Origin of the sequence: Zhengella mangrovi, assembly GCF_002727065.1 — a bacterium.
Taxonomy (GTDB): domain Bacteria; phylum Pseudomonadota; class Alphaproteobacteria; order Rhizobiales; family Rhizobiaceae; genus Zhengella; species Zhengella mangrovi.
This window is the reverse complement of record NZ_PDVP01000016.1, coordinates 64,506-86,143: the sequence shown is the minus strand read 5'-3', so window position 1 is coordinate 86,143 and position 21,638 is coordinate 64,506. Positions and strand designations below refer to the sequence as shown.

At 66.1% G+C, this 21,638-nt stretch carries 18 protein-coding genes; 16 read left to right on the top strand and 2 right to left on the bottom strand.

The window, feature by feature from the left end:
* Nucleotides 1-295: 295 nt before the first annotated feature.
* The 14 genes from CSC94_RS19750 (at nt 296) to CSC94_RS19685 (ending at nt 13,169) form a co-directional block, all read left to right on the top strand.
* Nucleotides 296-787, top strand: a complete 492-nt coding sequence (locus CSC94_RS19750; RefSeq protein ID WP_099308097.1) for a nucleoside deaminase — start codon at nt 296-298, stop codon at nt 785-787.
* A 43-nt stretch (nt 788-830) separates the two neighbouring features.
* Nucleotides 831-1,430 carry an NAD(P)H-dependent oxidoreductase gene (locus tag CSC94_RS19745; RefSeq protein ID WP_099308096.1) on the top strand — a complete coding sequence of 200 codons (600 nt, stop codon included), beginning with the start codon at nt 831-833 and terminating at the stop codon, nt 1,428-1,430.
* Nucleotides 1,427-2,788, top strand: a complete 1,362-nt coding sequence (locus CSC94_RS19740) for an 8-oxoguanine deaminase (RefSeq protein ID WP_099308095.1) — start codon at nt 1,427-1,429, stop codon at nt 2,786-2,788. The genes CSC94_RS19745 and CSC94_RS19740 overlap by 4 nt, the downstream gene beginning before the upstream one ends.
* A gap of 12 nt (nt 2,789-2,800) precedes the next feature.
* Nucleotides 2,801-3,763 carry an isopenicillin N synthase family dioxygenase gene (locus tag CSC94_RS19735; protein WP_099308134.1) on the top strand — a complete coding sequence of 321 codons (963 nt, stop codon included), beginning with the start codon at nt 2,801-2,803 and terminating at the stop codon, nt 3,761-3,763.
* A 331-nt stretch (nt 3,764-4,094) separates the two neighbouring features.
* Nucleotides 4,095-5,210, top strand: a complete 1,116-nt coding sequence (locus CSC94_RS19730) for a BMP family ABC transporter substrate-binding protein (RefSeq protein WP_099308094.1) — start codon at nt 4,095-4,097, stop codon at nt 5,208-5,210.
* Nucleotides 5,211-5,292: 82 nt separating this feature from the next.
* A complete protein-coding gene (locus tag CSC94_RS19725; RefSeq protein ID WP_099308093.1) occupies nt 5,293-6,399 on the top strand; it encodes an ABC transporter permease in 1,107 nt (368 codons plus the stop codon).
* Nucleotides 6,396-7,316: an ABC transporter permease gene (locus CSC94_RS19720; RefSeq protein ID WP_099308092.1), complete on the top strand. Its 921-nt coding sequence runs from the start codon at nt 6,396-6,398 to the stop codon at nt 7,314-7,316. Before CSC94_RS19725 ends, CSC94_RS19720 begins: the two co-directional genes overlap by 4 nt.
* A 10-nt stretch (nt 7,317-7,326) precedes the next feature.
* On the top strand, nt 7,327-8,343 hold the full coding sequence (locus CSC94_RS19715) for a formamidase (RefSeq protein WP_099308091.1): 1,017 nt from the start codon (nt 7,327-7,329) through the stop codon (nt 8,341-8,343).
* Between the two features lie 5 nt (nt 8,344-8,348).
* A complete protein-coding gene (biuH, locus tag CSC94_RS19710; RefSeq protein ID WP_099308090.1) occupies nt 8,349-9,062 on the top strand; it encodes a biuret amidohydrolase in 714 nt (237 codons plus the stop codon).
* Nucleotides 9,062-10,627, top strand: coding sequence for an ABC transporter ATP-binding protein (locus CSC94_RS19705; protein ID WP_425356537.1), 1,566 nt, complete (start codon nt 9,062-9,064; stop codon nt 10,625-10,627). Before biuH ends, CSC94_RS19705 begins: the two co-directional genes overlap by 1 nt.
* Nucleotide 10,628: 1 nt before the next feature.
* Complete coding sequence (locus tag CSC94_RS19700) at nt 10,629-11,306, top strand: cysteine hydrolase family protein (protein WP_099308089.1); 678 nt, start codon at nt 10,629-10,631, stop codon at nt 11,304-11,306.
* Entirely contained in the window at nt 11,303-12,073 is a 771-nt protein-coding gene (locus CSC94_RS19695) for a 5-formyltetrahydrofolate cyclo-ligase (RefSeq protein WP_099308088.1), read from the top strand. Before CSC94_RS19700 ends, CSC94_RS19695 begins: the two co-directional genes overlap by 4 nt.
* Nucleotides 12,070-12,453, top strand: coding sequence for an oxalurate catabolism protein HpxZ (hpxZ, locus tag CSC94_RS19690; RefSeq protein ID WP_099308087.1), 384 nt, complete (start codon nt 12,070-12,072; stop codon nt 12,451-12,453). Before CSC94_RS19695 ends, hpxZ begins: the two co-directional genes overlap by 4 nt.
* A 26-nt stretch (nt 12,454-12,479) precedes the next feature.
* Nucleotides 12,480-13,169: a GntR family transcriptional regulator gene (locus tag CSC94_RS19685; RefSeq protein ID WP_099308086.1), complete on the top strand. Its 690-nt coding sequence runs from the start codon at nt 12,480-12,482 to the stop codon at nt 13,167-13,169.
* On the opposite strand, the gene atzF is transcribed toward CSC94_RS19685, so the two are convergent.
* Both atzF and CSC94_RS19675 read right to left on the bottom strand, forming a co-directional pair.
* The gene (atzF, locus tag CSC94_RS19680) at nt 13,130-14,875 is read right to left on the bottom strand and encodes an allophanate hydrolase (protein WP_099308132.1); all 1,746 of its coding nucleotides are present in this window, start codon (nt 14,873-14,875) and stop codon (nt 13,130-13,132) included. The two genes, CSC94_RS19685 and atzF, sit on opposite strands and share 40 nt — an antisense overlap.
* A 207-nt stretch (nt 14,876-15,082) precedes the next feature.
* The gene (locus CSC94_RS19675; RefSeq protein WP_099308085.1) at nt 15,083-15,739 is read right to left on the bottom strand and encodes an alpha/beta family hydrolase; all 657 of its coding nucleotides are present in this window, start codon (nt 15,737-15,739) and stop codon (nt 15,083-15,085) included.
* Nucleotides 15,740-15,866: 127 nt separating this feature from the next.
* Here CSC94_RS19675 and CSC94_RS19670 point away from each other — a divergent pair, with 127 nt between their 5' ends.
* Both CSC94_RS19670 and CSC94_RS19665 read left to right on the top strand, forming a co-directional pair.
* Nucleotides 15,867-19,586, top strand: coding sequence for a response regulator (locus CSC94_RS19670; protein ID WP_099308084.1), 3,720 nt, complete (start codon nt 15,867-15,869; stop codon nt 19,584-19,586).
* A 983-nt stretch (nt 19,587-20,569) separates the two neighbouring features.
* On the top strand, nt 20,570-21,610 hold the full coding sequence (locus tag CSC94_RS19665; RefSeq protein ID WP_099308083.1) for a substrate-binding domain-containing protein: 1,041 nt from the start codon (nt 20,570-20,572) through the stop codon (nt 21,608-21,610).
* Nucleotides 21,611-21,638: the final 28 nt, after the last annotated feature.

Here is a 21,638-nt window from a genome sequence, read left to right as displayed (position 1 = left end):
TTGCGGGTCCTGGCGAGCAATGTCCCGGGCACGTCCCCTGACCGCTTCTACTCGTGCCTTTGACGATGCATGGGTCATGCCAATTCAGGCGTGCCGGGATCAAGGCTCTGATATCGCTTGCTTTCATCCAGCTTTGCGATGTGGCTTTCAAAGGAGCCCGATCATGAGTGAATGCAAAATCACCACGTATTGGTCAAAAAATGTGCAAAGCATACAAATGAATAAATGATGCGCAAATTTGTCTTGCGCAGTGCAGCATCATGGCGCTAGCCTCCTTCAAAAAGGCAGGTGCTGCATGACCATTTCTTCCGCTCGCAAAGAGGCGCTGCTGCGCCGCACCATCGAACTGGCCACGGAATCCCGTGCGCGCGGCGATCATCCTTTCGGGGCGCTGCTGGCCGGGCCTGACGGCGAAATCCTGCTGGAGGCGATGAACACCTGCGGCACGAAGGGCGACCGGACCGGCCATGCCGAGCGCAACCTGATGACCGAGGCGTCGCTGCGGTTCACCGCGGAGGAACTGGCCGAGTGCACCATGGTGACGAGCGCGGAGCCCTGCGCCATGTGCGCCGGATCGGTTTACTGGGCGGGTGTCGGCCATGTCCTCCACGGCATGAGCGAGAAGGCGCTGAAGGACCTGATCGGACCGGACCCTGAAAACCTGACGATGGACCTGCCCTGCCGGGCGGTTTTTGCCGCGGGGCAGCGCATGGTGACGGTCGAGGGGCCGCTGCTGGCCGAGGAAAGCGCCGTGGTGCACGAAGGCTTCTGGACAGGAGACGCGTGATGGTGCCTGCCGGACGCGCATCGCAACACGTGCGGAGCGGGGCATGAGGGTGCTGATGGTCTATTGCCATCCGGTGCCGGACAGCTACGTGGCGGCTGTGGCCGGGACGGCGCGCAAGGCGCTGGAGCACGCAGGCCACACGGTCGACTGGATCGATCTCTACGCGGAGCGTTTCGACCCGGTCATGGATGAGGGCGAGCGGCGCGGCTACAACGACCTGACGCGGGAGACTCATCCACTGCCGGATCACGCGGCGCGGCTCAAGGCGGCGGAGGCGCTGGTCGTCATCTATCCCACCTGGTGGTACGGCCTGCCGGCCATGCTCAAGGGCTGGTTCGAGCGGGTGTTCACGCCGGGGTTCGCCTTCCAGGTATCGCCGGACAATGCGCCGATCCGTCCGCTGCTGACGGGGATCACCCGTTGCGCTGTCGTCACGACATGCGGCGCGCCGCGCTGGTGGTCGATCCTGGTCGGGCAACCGGGCCGGAAGACGATCCTGCGCGGTATCCGTGCCCTCTTCGCGCGGCGATGCCGGACGCTGTTCATGGCCCATTACCTGATGGACGTCTCCACGCCCGCCAGCCGGGCCGCCTTTCTCAAGCGCGTCGAAACGCGCCTTCCGGCCTTCCTCGGCCCGGCATGACTTTCCCTGGAGACAAGACGCCCGTGAGAACCTGGATCCGGAATCCGCTTGCCATTCTCGCAGACGCCGCCGGCGGCGGCGTCGTTGTCGAAGGCAGTCGCATCGTCGAGCTGGTGGCCAGCGGCAAGTCGCCGGCGCAGCCCGTGGACAGGACGTTCGATGCCTCGCGCCACGTCGTGCTACCAGGCCTGATCAACACGCATCACCATTTCTTCCAGACGCTGTGCAGGGCGCATCCGGCCGCGCGCGACAAGGAGCTTTTTCCCTGGCTCGTGGCGCTCTACCCGATCTGGAGCCGGCTCAACCGCGACATGTTCCGGGTCGGGGCGCGGCTGGCCTACGCGGAACTGCTGCTTTCGGGCTGCACCACCGCGATGGACCACAACTACATGCACTACGACGGGCTGGAGGATGCCACCGACATCGAGGTGGACGAGGCGCGTGCGCTGGGAATCCGGACCACGGTGGCGCGGGGCTCGCTGTCCCTTTCGCAGAAGGACGGCGCAATTCCGCCCGACACCATCGTGCAGGACGAGGACACGATCCTTGCCGACAGCGAGCGGGTGCTGCGCGCCTATCACGACCCGTCCGACGGCGCGATGACGCAGATCGCGCTGGCGCCCTGCGCGCCGTTCAACGCGACGATCGGGACCATGCGCGGCAGCGCGGCGCTGGCCGAACAATACGATTGCCGGCTGCACACGCACCTGGCGGAAACGAAGGACGAGGAAGACTTCTGCAAGGCAACCTTCGGCTACCGGCCGATCGACTGGCTGGAGGATTGCCACTGGCTGCAGCCGCGGGTCTGGCTGGCTCACGGTATCCATTTCACCTGCGAGGATTGCGAGAGGCTGGGGCGGCACGGCGTCGGTGTCTGTCATTGCCCGACCTCCAACGCGGTGCTCGCCTCCGGCTTCTGCAAGACGCTCGACCTGGAGGCGGCGGGCAGCCCGGTCGGACTCGGCGTCGACGGGTCGGCCTCCAACGATTCCTCCAACCTGATGGAGGAGGTGCGCCATGCCCTGATGGTCAACCGGCTGGGATATGAATCGGCCGAACGCGTCACCCATCGCGATGCGCTGCGCTGGGCGACAACGGGGTCTGCGCGCTGTCTCGGCCGCACCGACATCGGCGAGATTGCCGCGGGCAAGCAGGCGGACCTGGCGCTGTTCACGCTGGACGAGTTGCGTTTTTCCGGCGTGCATGACCCGATCGCGGCGCTGGTGCATTGCGGCGCGAGCCGCGCCGACCGGGTGATGGTGGCGGGCCAGTGGCGCGTCGTTGACGGCGAAATTCCCGGCCTCGACGTGGCGAAGCTGATCGCCGATCATTCCGCGGCGGCGCGCGCCTTTGCCTGAGAGGAGGGCATGATGACTGGTGCCGACATTCCGATCATCGATCTTTCGCCGCTGCGCGCGGGCGGTCCGGAGGGTCTCGCGCAGGTGGCCGGGGCGATCGGCCGTGCCTGCCGGGGTATCGGCTTCTTCTACATCACCGGGCACGGCGTGTCCGAGGGCCTCATCGGAGACGTGTTTTCGCGGGCCGAACGTTTCTTCGCCTCGCCGGACGCGGAGAAGCGCAAGGCGCTCTATTCCGCCGCCTCCGGCAACCGCGGCTATATCCCGATGAAAGGCGAAGCGCTCGACCCCGGCAAGCCGGCGGATATCAAGGAGGCGTTCAACATCGGGCTCGACCTGGCGGCGGACGATCCGGAAATCCTTGCAGGCGCACGGTTCCGGGCGCTGAACCTGTGGCCCGAGGATGCAGCCTTCCGCGACACCATGCTGGCCTATTTCGACGCGGCCTGGTCGCTGGGCCGGCTGCTGCACCGCGCCTTTGCCACCGACCTCGGCATGCCGGCGGAATTCTTCGAGGACAAGCTCGACCGGCCGCTGGCCACGCTGCGGCTGCTGCATTACCCCGAGCGGCCGGCCAGCCTGGAGACAGGCCAGCTGGGCGCGGGCGAGCACACCGACTATGGCTGCGTCACGCTGCTGATGACCGATGACGCGGGCGGGCTGGAAGTGCGTACCCGCGACGGCGCCTGGCTGCCGGCGCCCCACGTGCCGGGCGCCTATGTCTGCAACATCGGCGATTGCCTGATGCGCTGGACCAACGACACCTATGTCTCGACGCCACACCGGGTGGTCAACCCGGCCGGACGGGAACGCCATTCCGTCGCGTTTTTCCTCGATCCGAACCCCGATGCACTGGTCGCATGCCTGCCCACCTGTGCCGGTCCCGGCCGGCCGGCGAAATACCCGCCGATCAGCGGTGCGGACTACCTGGAGAGCCGCCTGAACCCGACTTATGCCAAGAGCGGGCTGGTCTGACACGACAGCAAGGCACGGCAAGGCATCACCGGGGCGGAGCGGCAGGCTCCGCCCTTGTTGTATGCAATTCAATGATATTCGCATAAAAAATATGCATTTATGAAAAGCTGCGCAATGAATAGGCTTTTGCTTTTGCAGATCCTTTTCGCGGGATCGCGACGCGTGACATGAGTTCCAATTCAACCTCATGAAAAATCTATGAAATTCATGCAAATCGTGGCCGCCTGATCAACTGGCACACCGCTTGCTTTGCTTGTTCACGGGGATGGCGCCGCTTCGGCCCATCGCACCTGAATGCCTCGGACAGGCGATCGAACCAGGAGCTGGATCTATGTCACATGAAGGAATGTCCCGCCGTTCACTGCTCAAGACCGGGCTGGCGGGCCTGGCCTCCACCGCTTTGCCGCTCGGCGCCCTCGCGCCGGCCCGTGCGGCCGACGAAGTCGTTCTCGGTGCCGTCTATGTCGGCCCGCGTGACGACTTCGGCTGGAACCAGGCCCACGCGGTGGCCATGGAAATCCTCAAGAAGGTACCGAACGTCAAGGTGATCGAAGAGGAGAACGTGCCGGAGACCGACGCGGTCGCCAAGTCGATGGAGAGCATGATCAACCTGGATGGCGCCAACCTCATCCTGGCGACGTCGTTCGGCTACTACAAGCCGTTCGTGACCGATCTCGCCGCCAAGTATCCGGACGTCCAGTTCCGCCATGCCGCGCCGCTCTGGAACAAGGACACCGACCCGTCGAACGCCGGCAGCTATTTCTGCTACCTCAACCAGGCCCACTACGTGGACGGCGTCGCCGCCGGCCTGTCGTCGGCGACTGGCAAGATCGGCTTCGTGGCCGCCAAGCCGATCCCGACCGTGCTCTCCAACATCAACTCGGTGCTGCTCGGCGCGCGCTCGGTCAATCCGAATGCCACCGTGCAGGTGATTTTCACCGGCGACTGGTCGCTGCCGGTTCGCGAGGCGGAAGCCGCCAACGCGCTGGTCGATGCCGGCTGCGACGTACTGACCTGCCACGTTGACGGTCCGAAGGTGGTAATCGAAACGGCCGAAAGCCGCGGCGTGAAGTCCTGCGGTCACAATGCCTCCCAGGCCCCGCTGGCCCCGAAAGGGTTCATCACCGGTGCCGAATACAAGTGGGAAACCATCTACAAGATGTATGCCGACATGCTGGCCAAGGGCGAGGCGCTGCCGAATGTCGTGGTCGGCGGCTATGACAACGACATGGTGCAGAACACGCCGTTCGGCGCCGGCGCCACGCCGGAGGCGATCAAGGCGGCCGAGGCCGCGATCGCCGGGCTGAAGGAAAAGAAGCCGATCTATGTCGGGCCGCTCAAGGACAACACCGGCAAGGTCGTCATCGACAAGACCTACGACAACTACGATCCGTACCTGGACGGCATGGATTACCTGCTGGACGGCGTGATCGGCTCGATCACCTGATCCGCAAGCGCCGGCAGCCCCTGGCCAATGCCCCCGGTCGGGCTGCCGGCAATTCCCGAAGTTCCCTGGACATCGCCCGGTCATGGCCGCCATCGACACGATTCCGCCCCGCCCCTTCCGCCCGTCGGCACGCCTGCTCGGCGCGATCGAGAAAGTGGCGATTCCGCTCGGCGCGCTGATCGCCTCGGCGATCCTGTTCTCCTGCTTCCTGCTGCTGCTGGGCAAGAGCCCGGCGGATTTCTTCCAACTCGTCTGGCGCGGCGGCTTCGGAACGTCGTTCTCCTTCCAGAACACGCTGCAGCGCTCGGCCCCGCTGATCCTCACAGGCCTCGCCTTCGCCATACCGGCCCAGATCGGCCTGACGATGATCGGTGCCGAGGGCGCGCTGGTGCTCGGCGGTTTCGCGGCGGCGGCGATCGCCATTCCGCTGGTGTCTTCGGGCATGCCGGTCGCGCTCACCCTGCTGCTGATGGCGATCTTCGCGATCCTCGCCGGCGCGGGCTGGAACGCCATCGCCGGCTGGCTGCGCCATGCGCGCGGCGTCAACGAGACCATCTCGACGCTGCTGCTCACCTATATCGCCATCGCGATCATGAATTTCTTCGTCGAGGGACCGCTGCGCGATCCGGCCTCGCAGAACAAGCCATCGACCATGCCGATAGGCAAGGACTACATGGTCGGATCCATCCCCGGCACGGACGTGCACTGGGGGCTGGTCGCAGGGGTCGTGCTCGCGGTTCTGCTCTACTTCCTGATGGCCCGGACGACCTTCGGTTTTGCCGCGCGGGTGACCGGCGGCAATCCGCGCGCCGCGCTCGCCCAGGGCCTTCCGGTGGGCAAGCTCATCGTCTCCTGCTCGGCCATTGCCGGCGGCGCGGCGGGGCTCGCCGGGTTCTACGAGGTGGCCGCCATCCACGGCCAGGCGAACGCCTCGCTGGTGGCCGGCTACGGCTTCACCGGCATCCTCGTTTCCTTCGTGGCGCGTCACAACCCGCTCGTCATCGTGCCGGTGGCGATCATGTTCGGCGCTATCGAGGCCTCGGGCGGGCTGATCCAGCGGCGCATGGACATGCCCGACGCGACCGCGCTGGTGCTGCAGGGCATCATCTTCGTGGTGCTGCTGGCCAGCGAAACGCTGCACGGGCGCTTCGCGATCTTCAAACCCTCCAGCGAGGTGGACCGGACATGAGCGAACACGCGCTAGCCACCATCCTGATTGCCATGCTGGGCGGCGCGATCCGCGTCTCCACGCCCTTCATGTTCGTCGCGCTGGGCGAGACGCTGACGGAGAAATCCGGGCGCATCAATCTCGGACTCGAAGGCAACCTGGTGCTTGGCGCCATGGTCGGCTACGCCGTCTCCTACCAGACGGGATCGCCGTGGGCCGGTGTCCTGGCGGCTGGCATTTCCGGCGTGTTTCTCGGCCTCCTGCACGGCGCGATCTGCAGCCTGCCGCGCGTCAACGACATTGCCGTCGGCATCGCCATGATGAGCTTCGGCACCGGCGTCGCGTTCTTCTTCGGCAAGCCTTACATCCAGCCCTCCGCGCCGCGGCTGGAGGCCCTGCCGCTGGGCGGGTGGTCGTCCAACACGGCGCTGGCGAAGGCGCTGGAGATCAATCCCCTGTTCTTCATCGGCATCGCGGTGGCCTTCGTCATGTGGTGGGCGCTGGCCAATACCCGCTGGGGCCTGATCCTGCGGATGACGGGCGACAGCGAGCCGGCCGCGCGCGCCATGGGTGTCAACCCGGTCGCGGTGCGCATCATCGCCACGGCGCTGGGCGGTTTCCTGGCCGGCACGGGCGGAGCGTTCCTGTCGCTGTCCTATCCCGGGTCATGGAACGAGGGCCTGTCGTCGGGCCAGGGCCTGATGGCCGTCGCGCTGGTGATCTTCGCGCGCTGGAACCCGCTGCGCTGCATCCTGGCAGCCCTGCTGTTCGGGGCGGCCGGGGCCATCGGCCCGGCGCTGCAATCGGTCGGCATCAGCCAGGGCTACTACTTCTTCAACGCGGCGCCCTACATCCTGACGCTTTTCATCATGATCGCCACGGCACGGTCGAACGCGGCGGCGCGGGCTGCGCCGGGCGAACTGTCCATCGTCAAATAGGAGGCCAACCATGAGTGCGCTCGGCGGACTGAACAAAACCCCCAACGGCGTCGTGATCGGACTGGTGCAGTTGCAGCTGCCCGTCGTCGAGACGCCGGAGGACCTCAAGGCGCAGACCGAGAAGATCGTCTCCATGGTCGCCAAGGCGCGGCGCAACATGGGCACCATGGACCTGGTGGTGTTCCCCGAATATGCCCTGCACGGCCTGTCGATGGACACCAACCCGGAGATCATGTGCTCGCTGGACGGCCCCGAAGTGGCGGCCTTCAAGCAGGCCTGCAAGGACAATGCGATCTGGGGCTGCTTCTCCATCATGGAGTACAATCCGGACGGCAACCCCTACAATTCCGGCCTCGTGATCGACGACCAGGGAGAGCTGAAGCTCTATTACCGCAAGCTGCACCCGTGGGTGCCGGTGGAACCGTGGGAGCCCGGCGATCTCGGCATCCCGGTCATCGACGGACCCAAGGGCGCCAAGCTGGCACTGATCATCTGCCACGACGGGATGTTCCCGGAGATGGCGCGCGAATGTGCCTACAAGGGCGCGGAGATCATGCTGCGCACGGCGGGCTATACCGCGCCGATCCGCGAGTCCTGGCGCTTCACCAACCAGGCGAATTCCTTCCAGAACCTGATGGTGACGGCCAATGTCTGCATGTGCGGGTCCGATGGCACGTTCGATTCCATGGGCGAGGGCATGATCGTCAATTTCGACGGCACCGTGATCGCTCACGGCACGACCGGGCGGGCCGACGAGATCATCACCGCGGAAGTGCGGCCGGACCTGGTGCGCGAGGCGCGGAAGCACTGGGGCGTGGAGAACAACATCTACCAGCTCGGCCATCGCGGCTACACGGCCGTGCTCGGCGGTGCCCAGGACTGCCCCTACACCTTCATGCAGGACATGGTGGCCGGCGCCTACAGGCTGCCCTGGGAAGACGATGTGGTGGTGACAGACGGCACGCCCAGCGGGTTCGAACGGCCGACCCGGCGCTACGGCGAAAGCAACCGGAAAGCAGCGGAGTAGCCCCCATGGATGCGATCGTTTCGTCCGAGACCAGGACCGGCCCGGTGAAGGCCGATCCCTACGCCTGGCCCTATGACGGTGATCTTCGACCGGAGAACACGGCGCTGATCATCATCGACATGCAGACGGATTTCTGCGGCAAGGGCGGCTATGTCGATGCCATGGGCTACGACCTGTCGCTGACGCGCGCGCCGATCGAGCCGATCAGGGGCGTGCTGGCGGCAATGCGGGCCAAGGGCTTCACAATCATCCATACGCGCGAGGGGCACCGGCCCGACCTGTCCGACCTGCCGGCCAACAAGCGCTGGCGCTCGCAGCGCATCGGCGCCGGCATCGGCGACCCCGGTCCCTGCGGCAAGATCCTGGTCCGAGGCGAACCGGGCTGGGAGATCATCGACGAGCTGGCGCCAATGGCGGGCGAGCCAATTATCGACAAGCCGGGCAAGGGGTCGTTCTGCGCCACCGACCTGGAGATGCTGCTGCACACGCGTGGCATTCGCAACATCGTGCTGACGGGCATCACCACCGATGTCTGCGTGCATACGACCATGCGCGAGGCCAATGACCGCGGGTTCGAATGCCTGCTGCTGGAGGATTGCTGCGGCGCGACCAAGCTCGAGAACCACCTGGCGGCCCTCGACATGATCAAGATGCAGGGCGGCGTCTTCGGCGCGGTGGCGACGAGCGCGGCTTTCCTCGATGCGCTGGAGTCGCTGTGATGGACGCGCAGGTCGCCCTGCCAGCCATGGCGCCGCCCGCGCCCGCGGCTGCCTCCAAGCGCGGCTTCGGGCTGGAAACCGTGGGCATGACCAAGGTGTTCGGCTCGCTGACCGCGCTGGACGACGTGTCTCTGAAAGTGGAGCCGGGCGAATTCCACGCGCTGCTCGGGGAGAACGGTGCGGGCAAGTCGACGCTGGTCAAGTGCATCATGGGCTTCTACCAGCCGACGCGCGGGCAATTGCTGGTCAACGGCCAGGAAGCGGCGATCCGCTCGCCGCATGACGCGCGGGCGAACGGCATCGGCATGGTCTACCAGCATTTCACCCTGGTGCCCTGCCTGACGGCGGCGGAAAACATGGTGATCTCGCGCGCCGACGTTCCCGGGTTCATCGACTGGGCCAAGGAAAAGAAGGCGCTGGAAGCCTTCATGGAGCGGATGCCGTTCCAGGTCCCGCTGGACGAGCCGGTGTCCGGCCTGTCGGCGGGCGAGAAGCAGAAGCTGGAGATCCTGAAGCAGCTCTACCTCGACCAGCATTTTCTCATCCTCGACGAACCGACCTCGGTGCTGACGCCGGGGGAGGCGGACGAGGTGCTCGGCCTGCTGCACGACATGGCGCGGGCCGGCGACATCACGGTGCTGATGATCACGCACAAGTTCCGCGAGGTGAATGCCTTCGCGGACCGGTTCTCGGTGCTGCGGCGCGGGGCCTACGTGGGCGGCGGCACGGTCGGCGAGGTGTCCACCGAGGACATGTCGCGGATGATGATCGGCGAGACCCAGATCCGGAAGAGCGCGGCGCGTGTGGCGGAGGTGAAGAGCGCGACGCAGCTCGAACTGGCCGGCCTGTTCGTCGACGACAACGAGGGCCTGCCTGCCGTCGAGGCGGTCAGCCTGAAGATCCAGGGCGGCGAGATCCTCGGTATTGCCGGGGTGTCGGGCAACGGCCAGTCGGAACTGGTGGAGGCGATTTCCGGACAGAGACCGCTCACGGACGGGCGCATCTTCATCAACGGCAAACCGTTCGAATCGACGCGGGCGGATTTCGACCGCTTCAAGGTGTTCGGCCTGCCGGAGGAACCCTTGCGCAACGCGGCGGTGCGGCGGATGAGCGTGGCGGAGAACATCGCCTTCCGCTCGTTCGACAAGCCGCCGCTGGCCAGTCTCGGCTGGTGGCTGAAACCGGTGGCGATGCGCGACAAGGCCGCCGGCCTGATCGAGCGCTACCGGGTCAAGACGCCCTCGCCGGAAACGCCGATCGAGAACCTCTCGGGCGGCAACGTGCAGCGGGCGGTCCTGGCGCGCGAACTGTCGGACGACGTGGACGTGCTGATCGTCGCCAATCCGTGCTTCGGTCTGGATTTCGCGTCGGTCGCGGAAATCCGTGCCCAGATCATCGACCAGCGCAACAAGGGCGCAGCGGTGCTGCTGGTTTCCGAGGACCTGGACGAAATCCTGGAACTCTCGGACCGGGTGGCGGTGATGTCGGAAGGCCGGATCACCTATGTCGCGCCGATCGGCGAGACCGATCGCAACACGATCGGCTCCCACATGGCGGGGCACTGACATGATCGCGGTCAAGGCCGATCCCTACGACTACGCGCTCGACCCCGCCCATGTCGCGCTGGTCGTCATCGACATGCAGCGCGATTTCATCGAGCCGGGTGGCTTCGGCGAGGCGCTGGGCAACGACGTCTCCCGCCTGTCGGCCATCATTCCGGCGACGGCGCGGCTGATCGGCCTGTTCCGGGCGCAGGGCTGGCCGGTGATCCACACCCGCGAGGCGCACCGGCCCGATCTTTCCGATTGTCCGCCATCGAAGATCGCGCGCGGAAATGCGCCGGTGAAAATCGGCGAGAACGGGCCCATGGGGCGATTGCTGGTGACCGGCGAACCGGGCAATGGCATCGTGCCGGACCTTGCACCGGCGGACGGCGAACTCGTCGTCGACAAGCCGGGCAAAGGCATGTTCTGGGCCACCGGCCTGCACGAGACGCTCCAGGGGCAGGGCATCACCCACCTGGTGTTCGCCGGCGTGACGACCGAGGTCTGCGTCCAGACCTCGATGCGCGAGGCCAATGACCGGGGCTACGAGTGCCTGCTGGTGAGCGACGCGACGGAAAGCTACTTCCCCGAGTTCAAGGCGGCGACGATCGCCATGATCACGGCGCAGGGCGGCATCGTCGGCTGGGTGGCGCCGCTTGGCGCCCTCGAGGAAGCAATCACCACAGGGAGACATGCATGAGCGAGAAAACCGGCCGCTGGGCTGGCCGCAACAGCGACAAGGATGCCGTGCGCGGCGCCGTCTGGGATGCCCTGGACGACGGCGGCATGGCCATGGGGCCGACCTGGAGCCACATCCCGAATTTCATCGGTGCCGACATGGCGGCCTGGCGGCTGGCGCAGACCGATGCCTGGAAGCGGGCAAAGGTGGTGAAGTGCAATCCCGACCCGCCGCAGATCCCGATCCGGCTGCGTGCGCTCTACGAGGGCAAGATGCTCTATGCGCCGGTGCCCTACCTGACGAAGACGTTTCCCTATCTCCGGATCGATCCGGCGAAGCTGAAGGAGAAGGGCGTCTCCTTCGAACTGGCGGCGACGTCGGAGGGCTACCTGATGCATGGCGAGCGGATCGGGTTCGAGGACGTCGAGCCGATCGACTTCGCGGTCGTCGGTTCGGTCGCGGTCAGCCGGCAGGGCGGACGGACGGGCAAGGGGGCCGGGTTCGCCGACCTGGAGACGGGGATCTTCCGCGAACTGGGCATCATCGGGCCGGAAACACCGATGGCCACCACTGTGCATTCCTCGCAGCTGGTGCCGGACGACAAGGTGTTCATGATGGCGCACGACAGCCCGCTCGACTTCGTCGCGACCGAGGCCGAGCTGATCGTGACCGGCAACACCGCGCCGCGTCCCTCGGGCGTGGCCTGGGACTTCGTGCAGGACGACCAGTTCGAGCAGATCCCCTTCCTGCGGGCCCTGCGTGAACGCATGGAGGCCCGCCAGGCATGAACGTCAACGATCCGGACACGCTGGCGGAGGTGACGGCGGTCTTCAGGCGGTACGAGGAGGCCTTCATCGCCAATGACATGGCGGGGATGGACGCGCTGTTCTGGCAGGACAGCCGGGTGGTGCGCTACGGCATCGGCGAGCAGCAGCACGGCGCGGCGGAAGTGGCGGCCTTCCGCCGGACGCAGCCCTCCGATGACCTGGCGCGCGACCTGGACCGCACCGTGATCACCACGTTCGGGACGGATTTCGCCACGGCATCGACGCTGTTCCGGCGGGCCAGCGCGCCAGGCCTGGTCGGGCGGCAGATGCAGACCTGGGCACGCATGGACGACGGTTGGCGGGTGGTTGCCGCCCATGTCAGTATCATTGCCGAACCCTGACCGATTCTGCGAAGTACGTTGATCCCTTGACCCAATCCGAACGCCGCACCTCGGTCGAAACGATCCGGCTGGATCTCGCCCGCCGCATCGTCGTCGGACTCATCGAACCGGGCACCGCGCTCGACGAAGGCAGCCTGGCCGCCGAATTCGGCGTGTCGCGCACGCCGGTTCGCGAGGCGCTGCGCCAGCTGGCGTCATCCGGCCTCGTGCGCCAGCGGCCCCACCGCAAGGCCATGGTGACCAAGCCCGACGAGACCGAACTGCACGGCATGTTCGCGGTCATGGGGCACCTGGAAGCGCTGTGCGCCAAGCTTTGCGCCGCGACCATGTCGCCATCGGAACGCCGGGCGCTGGAGCGGCTCCACATGCGCATGGAAACGATGGTGCAGGCCGGCGATGCGGCCTCCTACACGACGGCCAACGAGGAGTTCCACGGCGCCATCTACGACGGCACGCGCAATGCCTACCTGGCGGAAGTCACCTTCGCGACGCGGCTGCGGGTGCAGCCGTTCCGCCGGGCGCAGTTCGGCACACTCGGCCGGCTGGCGGCGTCCCATGGAGAGCACACCGCGATCGTCGATGCTATCCTTCGCGGCGAAGGCGCGGCGGCCGAGGCGGCCATGGCGTCCCACATCGGGTTCGTGGAGCACGCCTGGCACCGCTACGCCGACCTCGCTCAGGCGAGTTCCGAGCAGAAAGCCCTCCAGGAACCATAAGCGGAGATATCGCGCGCATCCCGGACAGCCTCGGCTTCCACCAGGAAGCCCTGCGCCATGCCGCCGTCTTCCAACCGCAGCGTGCCGATGCCGAGCGGCGCCGGGATGGCGGCGACGAAAGACCCGTAGGCGGCTTCGCTCATCGACCAGAGTTCGATGGCAATGGGGGCGCCTTCGCCGGCAGCCACGCGCAGCATGCCCGGCTTCGGCGGAACGGTGCCGGGAAGCGCGTAAAGGCGGTAGTCGGGCGCGGTGCGCATGGCCGCCAGGAAGGTTGCGCCGCGGCTCGTGAGTTCGTGGTTGAGCGGCATGCCGGAGAGATGGGCGCCGACCACCGCGACGGTCACCTGCCCGGGCACGGCGACCGTCGGCGGTTCGCGCCGCTCGCCGGTTTCAAGCATGTCGGCCAGGCCGGCCAGGCGCGCATCGCTTCCGGCAGGGCCGACGAGCGTCAGCGACGAGGGCCGCCCGTCGCCGCGCGTGCCGACGGGAACGGAAAAGGCGGCAAGGTCGAGGAGGTTCACGAAATTGGTGTAGGTGCCGAGGTTGGAGTTGAGCGTCACCGGATCTGCCTCGACCTCGCCGACCGTGTAGACGGTCGGTATGGATGGCACGGCAAGGATGTCGAGGCCGGCCAGAACGGGCTGCAGCGCGCGCTTCATCGCGGCCAACCTGTAGAGCGCATCGAAGGTGGATACGGCGTCGAACTTCGTGGCCCCGGAGATGATGGCGCGCGTCACCGGGTGGAGGGCGTCGGGATCGCCTTCGATTAGCGGCCTGACGGCATGGTAACGCTCGGCGACCCATGGACCTTCGTAGAGCAGTTGCGCGACGGCATAGAAGGGCTCGAAGTCGATCTCGGTGATGGTCGCGCCGAAACCGGCCAGGGTGTCGAGATCGCGCTCATAGGCCTGTTCGGCCAGGGTGTCGCCGAAGAATTTCCGCTGCGCCCGAAGCGGAACGCCGACGGAGAAATGCGGCGGGACGGGCGCAAGCCCTGCGGGCGGGAGCCTGCGCGAGAGGAAGTCGGCTGGATCATAAGCCTGCGCGGCGGCGGCCGCTTCGGCCGCGTCGGCGGACCGGGCCGCAAAGATGGAAATCGTGTCGAGCGTGCGGCAGGCCGGCACCATGCCCGTGGCCGACAGCAGCCCGAGGCTCGGCTTCAGGCCCGCGATGCCGTTCAGCGCGGCCGGAACACGGCCGGAGCCGGCGGTATCGGTGCCGAGCGAGAAGGCGACGATGCCGGCGCCGACCGCGACGGCCGAGCCGGACGACGAGCCACCGGGAACAAGGTCCGGTTCCAGCGTGTTGCGCGGCACGCCGTAGGGCGAGCGCACGCCGACGAGGCCGGTCGCGAACTGGTCGAGATTGGTCTTGCCGATGCAGATCGCCCCGGCCTCTTCCAGCCGTGCGACGACGGTGGCCGAGGCCCCGGGAACATGGGCGAAAGCCGGACAGGCCGCCGTCGTTTCCAAACCGGCGACATCGATGTTGTCCTTGACCGCGAACGGCAGGCCGAACAGGGGCTTGCCTTCCGGTCCGGCCGCCATCAGCGCGCGGGCTTCTGCCAGTGCCCGATCTTCCGGTTTCATGGCGATGAACATCGCGGGGTCATCGTGCTGGCGGGCCGCCGCGTAGGCCGAACGCACCGCGTCCTCCGGTGTCATGGCGCGCCAGAAGGCAAACGGCTTGGCGTTCGGGTTCATCGACTTCTCCATGTCTGAAAAATAGGCATTTGCGATCCGGTTGTATGCAATTTGAAGTCTGCTGACCTGGCCTCCCGCCGTTCCCGGGCGGATTTCTTCGCCGGACTCCATGTCAATCAAGGGCTTGGCGCAGACGGATGCCGGCGCCTTCACAGGAAAATGCAAGCCCCGTGCCATCCACGGGGAGGCCTTGGGTGCAGCGCGGGCTCAGTTCAGGCCGGTCACGAAGCGGGATATGGCATCGGCGGCGCCGGCAATGCTGGCCTCCAGGGTGAGACCGGATGCCTTGCGCGGCTTCAGGTCGTGGTCGCCGTCTTCCAGCCAGTGCAGGCCGATCGCGGGCGAAAGGTCGTAGGTCCCGACCTCCTCACGCGTGCCGAAGGGATCGCGCGTGCCCTGGCAGATCATCGCCGGCGTCACCAGGCCGGCAAGGTGGGCGGTTCGCAACGTGGCGGGCCTGCCCGGCGGGTGAAACGGATAGCCGAGGCAGACCAGGCCGGCGATCCGGCCTTCATCATACAGGTCGTCCGCGATCATGCTGGCGATCCGCCCGCCCATGGACTTGCCGCCGATGACCAGACGGCCCGGCGCATCCAGCCGTTCGATGGCTTCGCGGAACTCCTGTTCCAGGACCGGCGTACGTGGCGGCGGCTTGCGCTTTCCGCCATCGCGGCGGGCCGCCATGTAGGCAAGCTCGAATCGCGCCACCGCGAGACCGTGCCCGCAAAGCGCCGCGGTCACGGCGTTCATCCAGGGCGTGTCCATCGGGGCACCGGCACCGTGGGCGAGCAGCAGCGTGACCGGCGCATCCGGTGGCCCATCCAAGAGAAACCCCGCTCCGCCTTGGTCTGTGCCGCTGGTCATGCGTGTGTGCCTCCCTGTCTGGCCATTGTTGGAATTCGTTAACGTTAAGCGCACGTCAACGATTCGCAACTAGTGTCTGGTCCCGGTACATCCGCATTCCGGCGGGACGGAGAAGACAAACGCTGTCATGACTCGCACCCACGATCACAAGGCCAAGGCCCCGGGGCATGCTGCCGGGAGCGACCGCGGGCATCTTGGCAGCGACGAGGTGTGGCGCCTGCTCGAAGCGGCGGCCGACTGGGTCTACGAGCTTGACGCGGAAGGCCGTTTCACCTGGGTGTCGGACTCGATCCGGGGCTCCGGGGTCTCGCCGTCCATGCTGGTCGGATACACGCGGGAGCAGGTTTTCAGCCGGATCGCGCTCAGCGCCGACCAGATGGCCGCGCATCTTTCGCTGATCAGCGAGCGCAAGCCGTTCCGCGATTTCCGCGGCGCCTTTACCTCGCGCGACGGGACTTTCCATTATTTCATCACGTCGGGCTTCCCGCTGTTCGATGAGGATGGCACCTTCCTGGGATATCGCGGCGTCTCCCGCGACGTCTCTGCGCTGCTGTCCGACGAGGACGGGTTCACGGCGTTGCAGAAACAGCTCGACCAGTCGCGCAAGCTGCTGCAAAGCGTGTTCTCGTCTTTGGAAGGCGGCGTGATCGTCTATGATGTCCATGACCGCCTCTACATGACCAACGAGGCGATGCGCGCCCTCTACCCGGATCTTGACCGGTCACTGTTCGCGCCGGGCACGACGCTGGAAGCCTTTCTCGGCGCACTCTTCGACTCCGGCCAGGTGGTCCACGGACCCGAGGCCGACCGGGGCGAATGGGTGGCGGAACGGGTCCGCCGCTACCAGCAGCCCTTCGAGGAATACGACGTCCGGCTGGCCAACGGCCGCTGGGTGCGGTTTTCCAACAAGCGCATGGAGGATGGCACCTTCATCGGGCTGAGGACGGACATCACCGCGTTGAAGGAGCGAGAGGCCGCGCTGGAGAACGCACTGGCCAACGCGTCGCTGGCCAACGAGGTGATCAATGGTCTCGACCAGGCGATTTTCGTCAAGGACGAGGACCTGCGCTTCGTCTGCGCCAACCGGGCCATGGCCCGGACGCTGGACCTCGAGGTGCCGTCGATCAACGGCAAGCTGGCGGCGGATCTCGTCGCCCGTGACCTGGCAGAGCAGTTCGAGGCAAGCGAACGCGCGGTGCTGGAAACCGGCGAGCCCTACATGGCGCTGGAAAGCTGGGAAGCCGGCGGCGAAACGCGCTGGCGCACGGTGCGCAAGAACCGCATCATCGCGGCGGACGGACGCACCTACGTGGCCGGGTTCCTGAACGACGTGACGGAGCTGAAGAAGGGCGAATCGGAGGCCGCGGCGGCGCGCGTCGAGGCGGAAGCCGCCCGGCGGCGGCTGCAGGGCGCCATCGACGCCATGACCGACGGTTTCGTGCTGTGGGACGAGAACGACGTGCTCGTCGCCTGCAACGACGCGTTCCGCAAGCAGTTCGAATTCCTGCCGGACCTGAGAGAGGGCCGGACGTTCAGCGAAATGTTCCTGGAATTTGCCCGCTCCGGCATCGTCGCCGAGGCCGTCGGCCGCGAGGAGGCATGGGTTGCCGAGAACGGGGCGAAGCGCGCGGAGGAAATCGGCCAGGAAATCGTCTTCAAGACACATGACGGGCGCTGGATGATGCGGCGCGACGAGATGACGCCGCTGGGCGACCGCGTGGGCATCCGCACCGACATCACCGCCGTGAAGGAACGGGAAGAGGAAGCCCGGCGCGCCAACCAGCTGCTGCAGGACGCCGTGGACGCGATGGACCAGTCGTTCACGATCTTCGGCGAGGACGACCGGCTGACCATCGCCAACAAGGCATTTCTCGACTCCCAGGAAGGTGCGCCGGTCACGGTGGGCATGACCTTCTCCCAGCTCGTCGAAACGCTCGCCTTCCATCACATCGAGAGCGAAAGCGGCCGATGGCGCTGGATCCGGCGCCAGCACGCGCTGCGCGACGAGGCACTTGCGCATGACGGCCCGATGGAGCTCAACCGTTCCGACGGGCGCTGGCACCTGCTCGACCTGCGCCGGACCTCGACCGGGACCTTGCTCGACATCCGGATGGACATCACCGAGGCCAAGGAGCGCGAGATCGCGCTCAACGAAGCGCGCCGCAAGGCGGAGCTGGCCGACCGGGCCAAGTCGGAATTCCTGGCCAACATGAGCCACGAGATCCGCACGCCGATGAACGGCGTGCTCGGCATGGCCGAACTGCTGGCCAAGACGGCGCTCAGCAGCAAGCAGCGCACGTTCACCGACATCATCGTCAAGTCGGGCAACGCGCTGCTGACCATCATCAACGACATCCTGGACTTCTCGAAGATCGATGCCGGTCAGCTGGTGCTGGATCCCGTTCCCTTCACGCTCGCCGAAGCGGTGGAAGACGTGGCCACGCTGATGTCGGTGCGGGCCAAGGAGAAGGACCTGGAACTGATCGTGCGGATCGACCCGAACCTGCGGTCAAGCTACGTGGGGGATGCCGGGCGCGTGCGCCAGATCATCACAAACCTCATGGGCAATGCGGTGAAGTTCACCGAAACCGGTCATGTCCTGGTCGATGTCACGGGGCAGGATCTCGGCGAGCGGAGCCGGCTGCGGATCTCGGTCTCGGACACGGGTATCGGCATCCCGGACGACAAGTTGCAGTGCGTGTTCGAGAAGTTCAGCCAGGTCGACAGCTCGTCGACGCGGCGGCACGAGGGAACGGGGCTCGGGCTGGCCATCACGTCGCGCCTGGCGGACCTGATGGGCGGGCGCATCGGTGCCGAAAGCGAGCTCGGCGAGGGATCCACCTTCTGGGTTGAGATCGAACTCGAGAACCATGGAGAAAGGGCAAGGACCGTGAAGACGCCAGTTGATATCACCGGTGCCCGAATCATCGTCATCGATGACAACGAGGTCAACCGTTCCATCCTGATGGAACAGATGCAATCCTGGTCGTTCGACGCCTGCGCGGCGAAAGACGGGCGAGAGGGCATGGCCATCCTGAAGGCGGCGGCCGGCTACGGGCTGGCGGTGGATTGCGTCGTGCTCGACTACCAGATGCCGGGCATGAACGGCGCGCAGGTTGCCGCGGCCATCCGCAGCGATCCGAAGCTGGCTGACGTGTCGATCATCCTGCTGTCCTCGGTCGACCAGGGCCTCGAAAGCGAACTGAGTGCCCGGCTCGGGATTTCGGCATCGCTGGTCAAGCCGGTGCGCTCGTCCGCGCTGCTGGACGCCATCGTCAACGCGGTGCAGGAGCGGCGGGCCGGACCCAGCGCCCCCGGACAGGTCTTCGTGGCGGCGCAACCGCCGGCAGTCGAAGTTTCGGTCAGCGAGGAGGAACGCGCCGACCCACCGGACCCGGCACCCGAGCCCGCCGCCGCGCCAGTTGCCGCGACGAACGATCGCCACCGCATCGACATCCTCGTGGCCGAGGACAACGAGGTGAACCAGCTCGTTCTGACGCAGATCCTGGCGGACACCGGCTATTCGTTCAAAATGGTCAACAACGGCGAACTGGCCGTGGAGGCCTGGGACGACATGTCGCCGCGCCTCGTGCTGATGGACGTCTCCATGCCGCAGATGAACGGGCTGGAAGCGACGGCCCACATCCGCCGCGCGGAACAGCGTGACGGCCGGGCGCGCACGCCCATCGTCGGCGTCACGGCCCATGCGCTGAAAGGCGACCGCGAGCGCTGCCTGGAAAGCGGGATGGACGACTACCTTTCCAAGCCGATTTCGCCCGACACGCTGTTGCGCAAGGTCGGCGAATGGCTCGACGACAAGGAAAAGACCAACAGCCGTTTCGGCTAGCGCATTGCCGCGTCCGATGAGCCACCGGGTTGGTTGCCTGGCGCAATTCCGGGCGTGAAACCGGTGTCCGCCTTCGCCGGAATAGCTTTATTCCCGTCCGCAATTCCGGGCGCGAAACCGGTGCCTACCTTCGCTGGAATTGCTTTGTGCCCAGCCGCAATTCCGGGCGCGAAACCGGCGCCTACCTTCGCTGGAATTGCTTTATTCCCGGCCGCAATTCCGGACGTGAAACCGATGTCCGCCTTCGCCGGAATTGCTTGGGCTGTCGGCGGGCTGCCCTGTGTGCGACGAATCCGTTCGCGGGGCCCCCCCTCGCTCCGCGCAATCCCGTCCGACCGGATTGCCGCATGGCGCGCGGACGGACGCGAGCCCATACCGTAGCCCGTTGATCGCGCCGGCGCGCTTGCCCAGAACCGGTTTCCAGGCCGGCCGCAGCTATCTCCGCCGCGTCACGAACCCCCGATTTCAGCAGGGTCATGGCGGCGCAAACAAACCAGCGTGCCTGCGCCGCCTGCGCTTTCGAAAAGCCCCCACATGCCGCAGCATGCGCGAAAGCATGCCATCGTCGCGTTTCCGAACGGATTCCGAAATGGTGTTTTCGCACCATATGCGCAGGGGCCGGACTTTTCCTACCCTGCTTGTGCCGGTTGTTCTGTCAGGCCGGTTTTCCGGCGGGGTCCGGATCTTGCCGCGGTTGAGCGATTGCCCCACAATTCAGCTCAAGGGAAACCCGGCACGGGATTTCAGCACGCCCGTTTTCGAACCCCGCCGGACTTTTCCCTTTGATAAACGGGCGCTGAGTGCCTCCGGTTGTACTTCGATCCATCGGCTCCCTGCTTCGTTGCCCCGGTGCCGGTTGACGTCGTCAAGAGGCTGTATCAGGACTGACACAGATGTGTCATCGAACTGTTACATAGCTGCTTTAGGGGGTTGTCGCGCGCATCGAAGAGCGCGCCCAAACTGCCCAAGATGGAGCAATCACCATGAAGAAATTCCTTCTCTCGACGGCCGCTGCTGCTGTTGTTGCCGCCGGTTCCGCCGGCGCCGCCGCCGCCCGCGACCAGATCCAGATCGCAGGCTCGTCCACCGTCCTTCCCTATGCCTCGATCGTGGCCGAAGCCTTCGGTGAAAACACCGATTTCCCGACCCCGGTCGTCGAATCCGGCGGTTCCTCGGCCGGTCTGAAGCGCTTCTGCGAAGGCGTCGGCGAAAACACGATCGACATCGCCAACGCGTCGCGCAAGATCAAGGAAAAGGAAATCAAGACCTGCGCCGAGAACGGCGTGAAGGACATCATCGAAGTCCGCATCGGTTATGATGGCATCGTCTTCGCCTCCCAGAAGGATGGCCCGGCGTTCAACGCGTTCACCCCGGCCGACTGGTTCAACGCGCTCGGCGCGAAGGTTCTCAAGGACGGCAAGCTGGTCGAGAACCCGAACATGACCTGGGCCGACGCCAACGGCGAACTGCCGGCCGTCGAGATCGCCGCCTTCATTCCGGGCACCAAGCACGGCACCCGCGAAGTCTTCGAAGAGAAGGTCCTGAAGCAGGGCTGCGAAGACTCCGGCGCCATGAAGGCTATGGAAGACGCCGGCATGAGCGAGAAGGACGCCGAGAAGGCCTGCATGGCGGTCCGCACCGACGGCAAGGCGGTTGACATCGACGGCGATTACACCGAGACCCTGGCCCGCATCGACTCCAACAAGGACGGTATCGGCGTGTTCGGCCTGGCCTTCTACGAGAACAACACCGACAAGCTGAAAGTGGCGACCATGTCCGGCATCACGCCGTCGACCGAGACGATCGCTTCCGGCGAGTACCCGGTTTCGCGCCCGCTGTTCTTCTACATCAAGAAGGCCCACATCGGCGCCATCCCGGGCCTGAAGGAATATGCCGAGTTCTTCGTTTCCGAGGAAATCGCCGGTCCCAAGGGCCCGCTGGCCCAGTACGGCCTGGTCGCCGATCCGGAACTGGCCAAGACCGAAGAACAGGTTGCCAACGAAGTCACGATGGGCAGCATGTAATCCGCGATCCGGTTCTTCGAGGAACCTG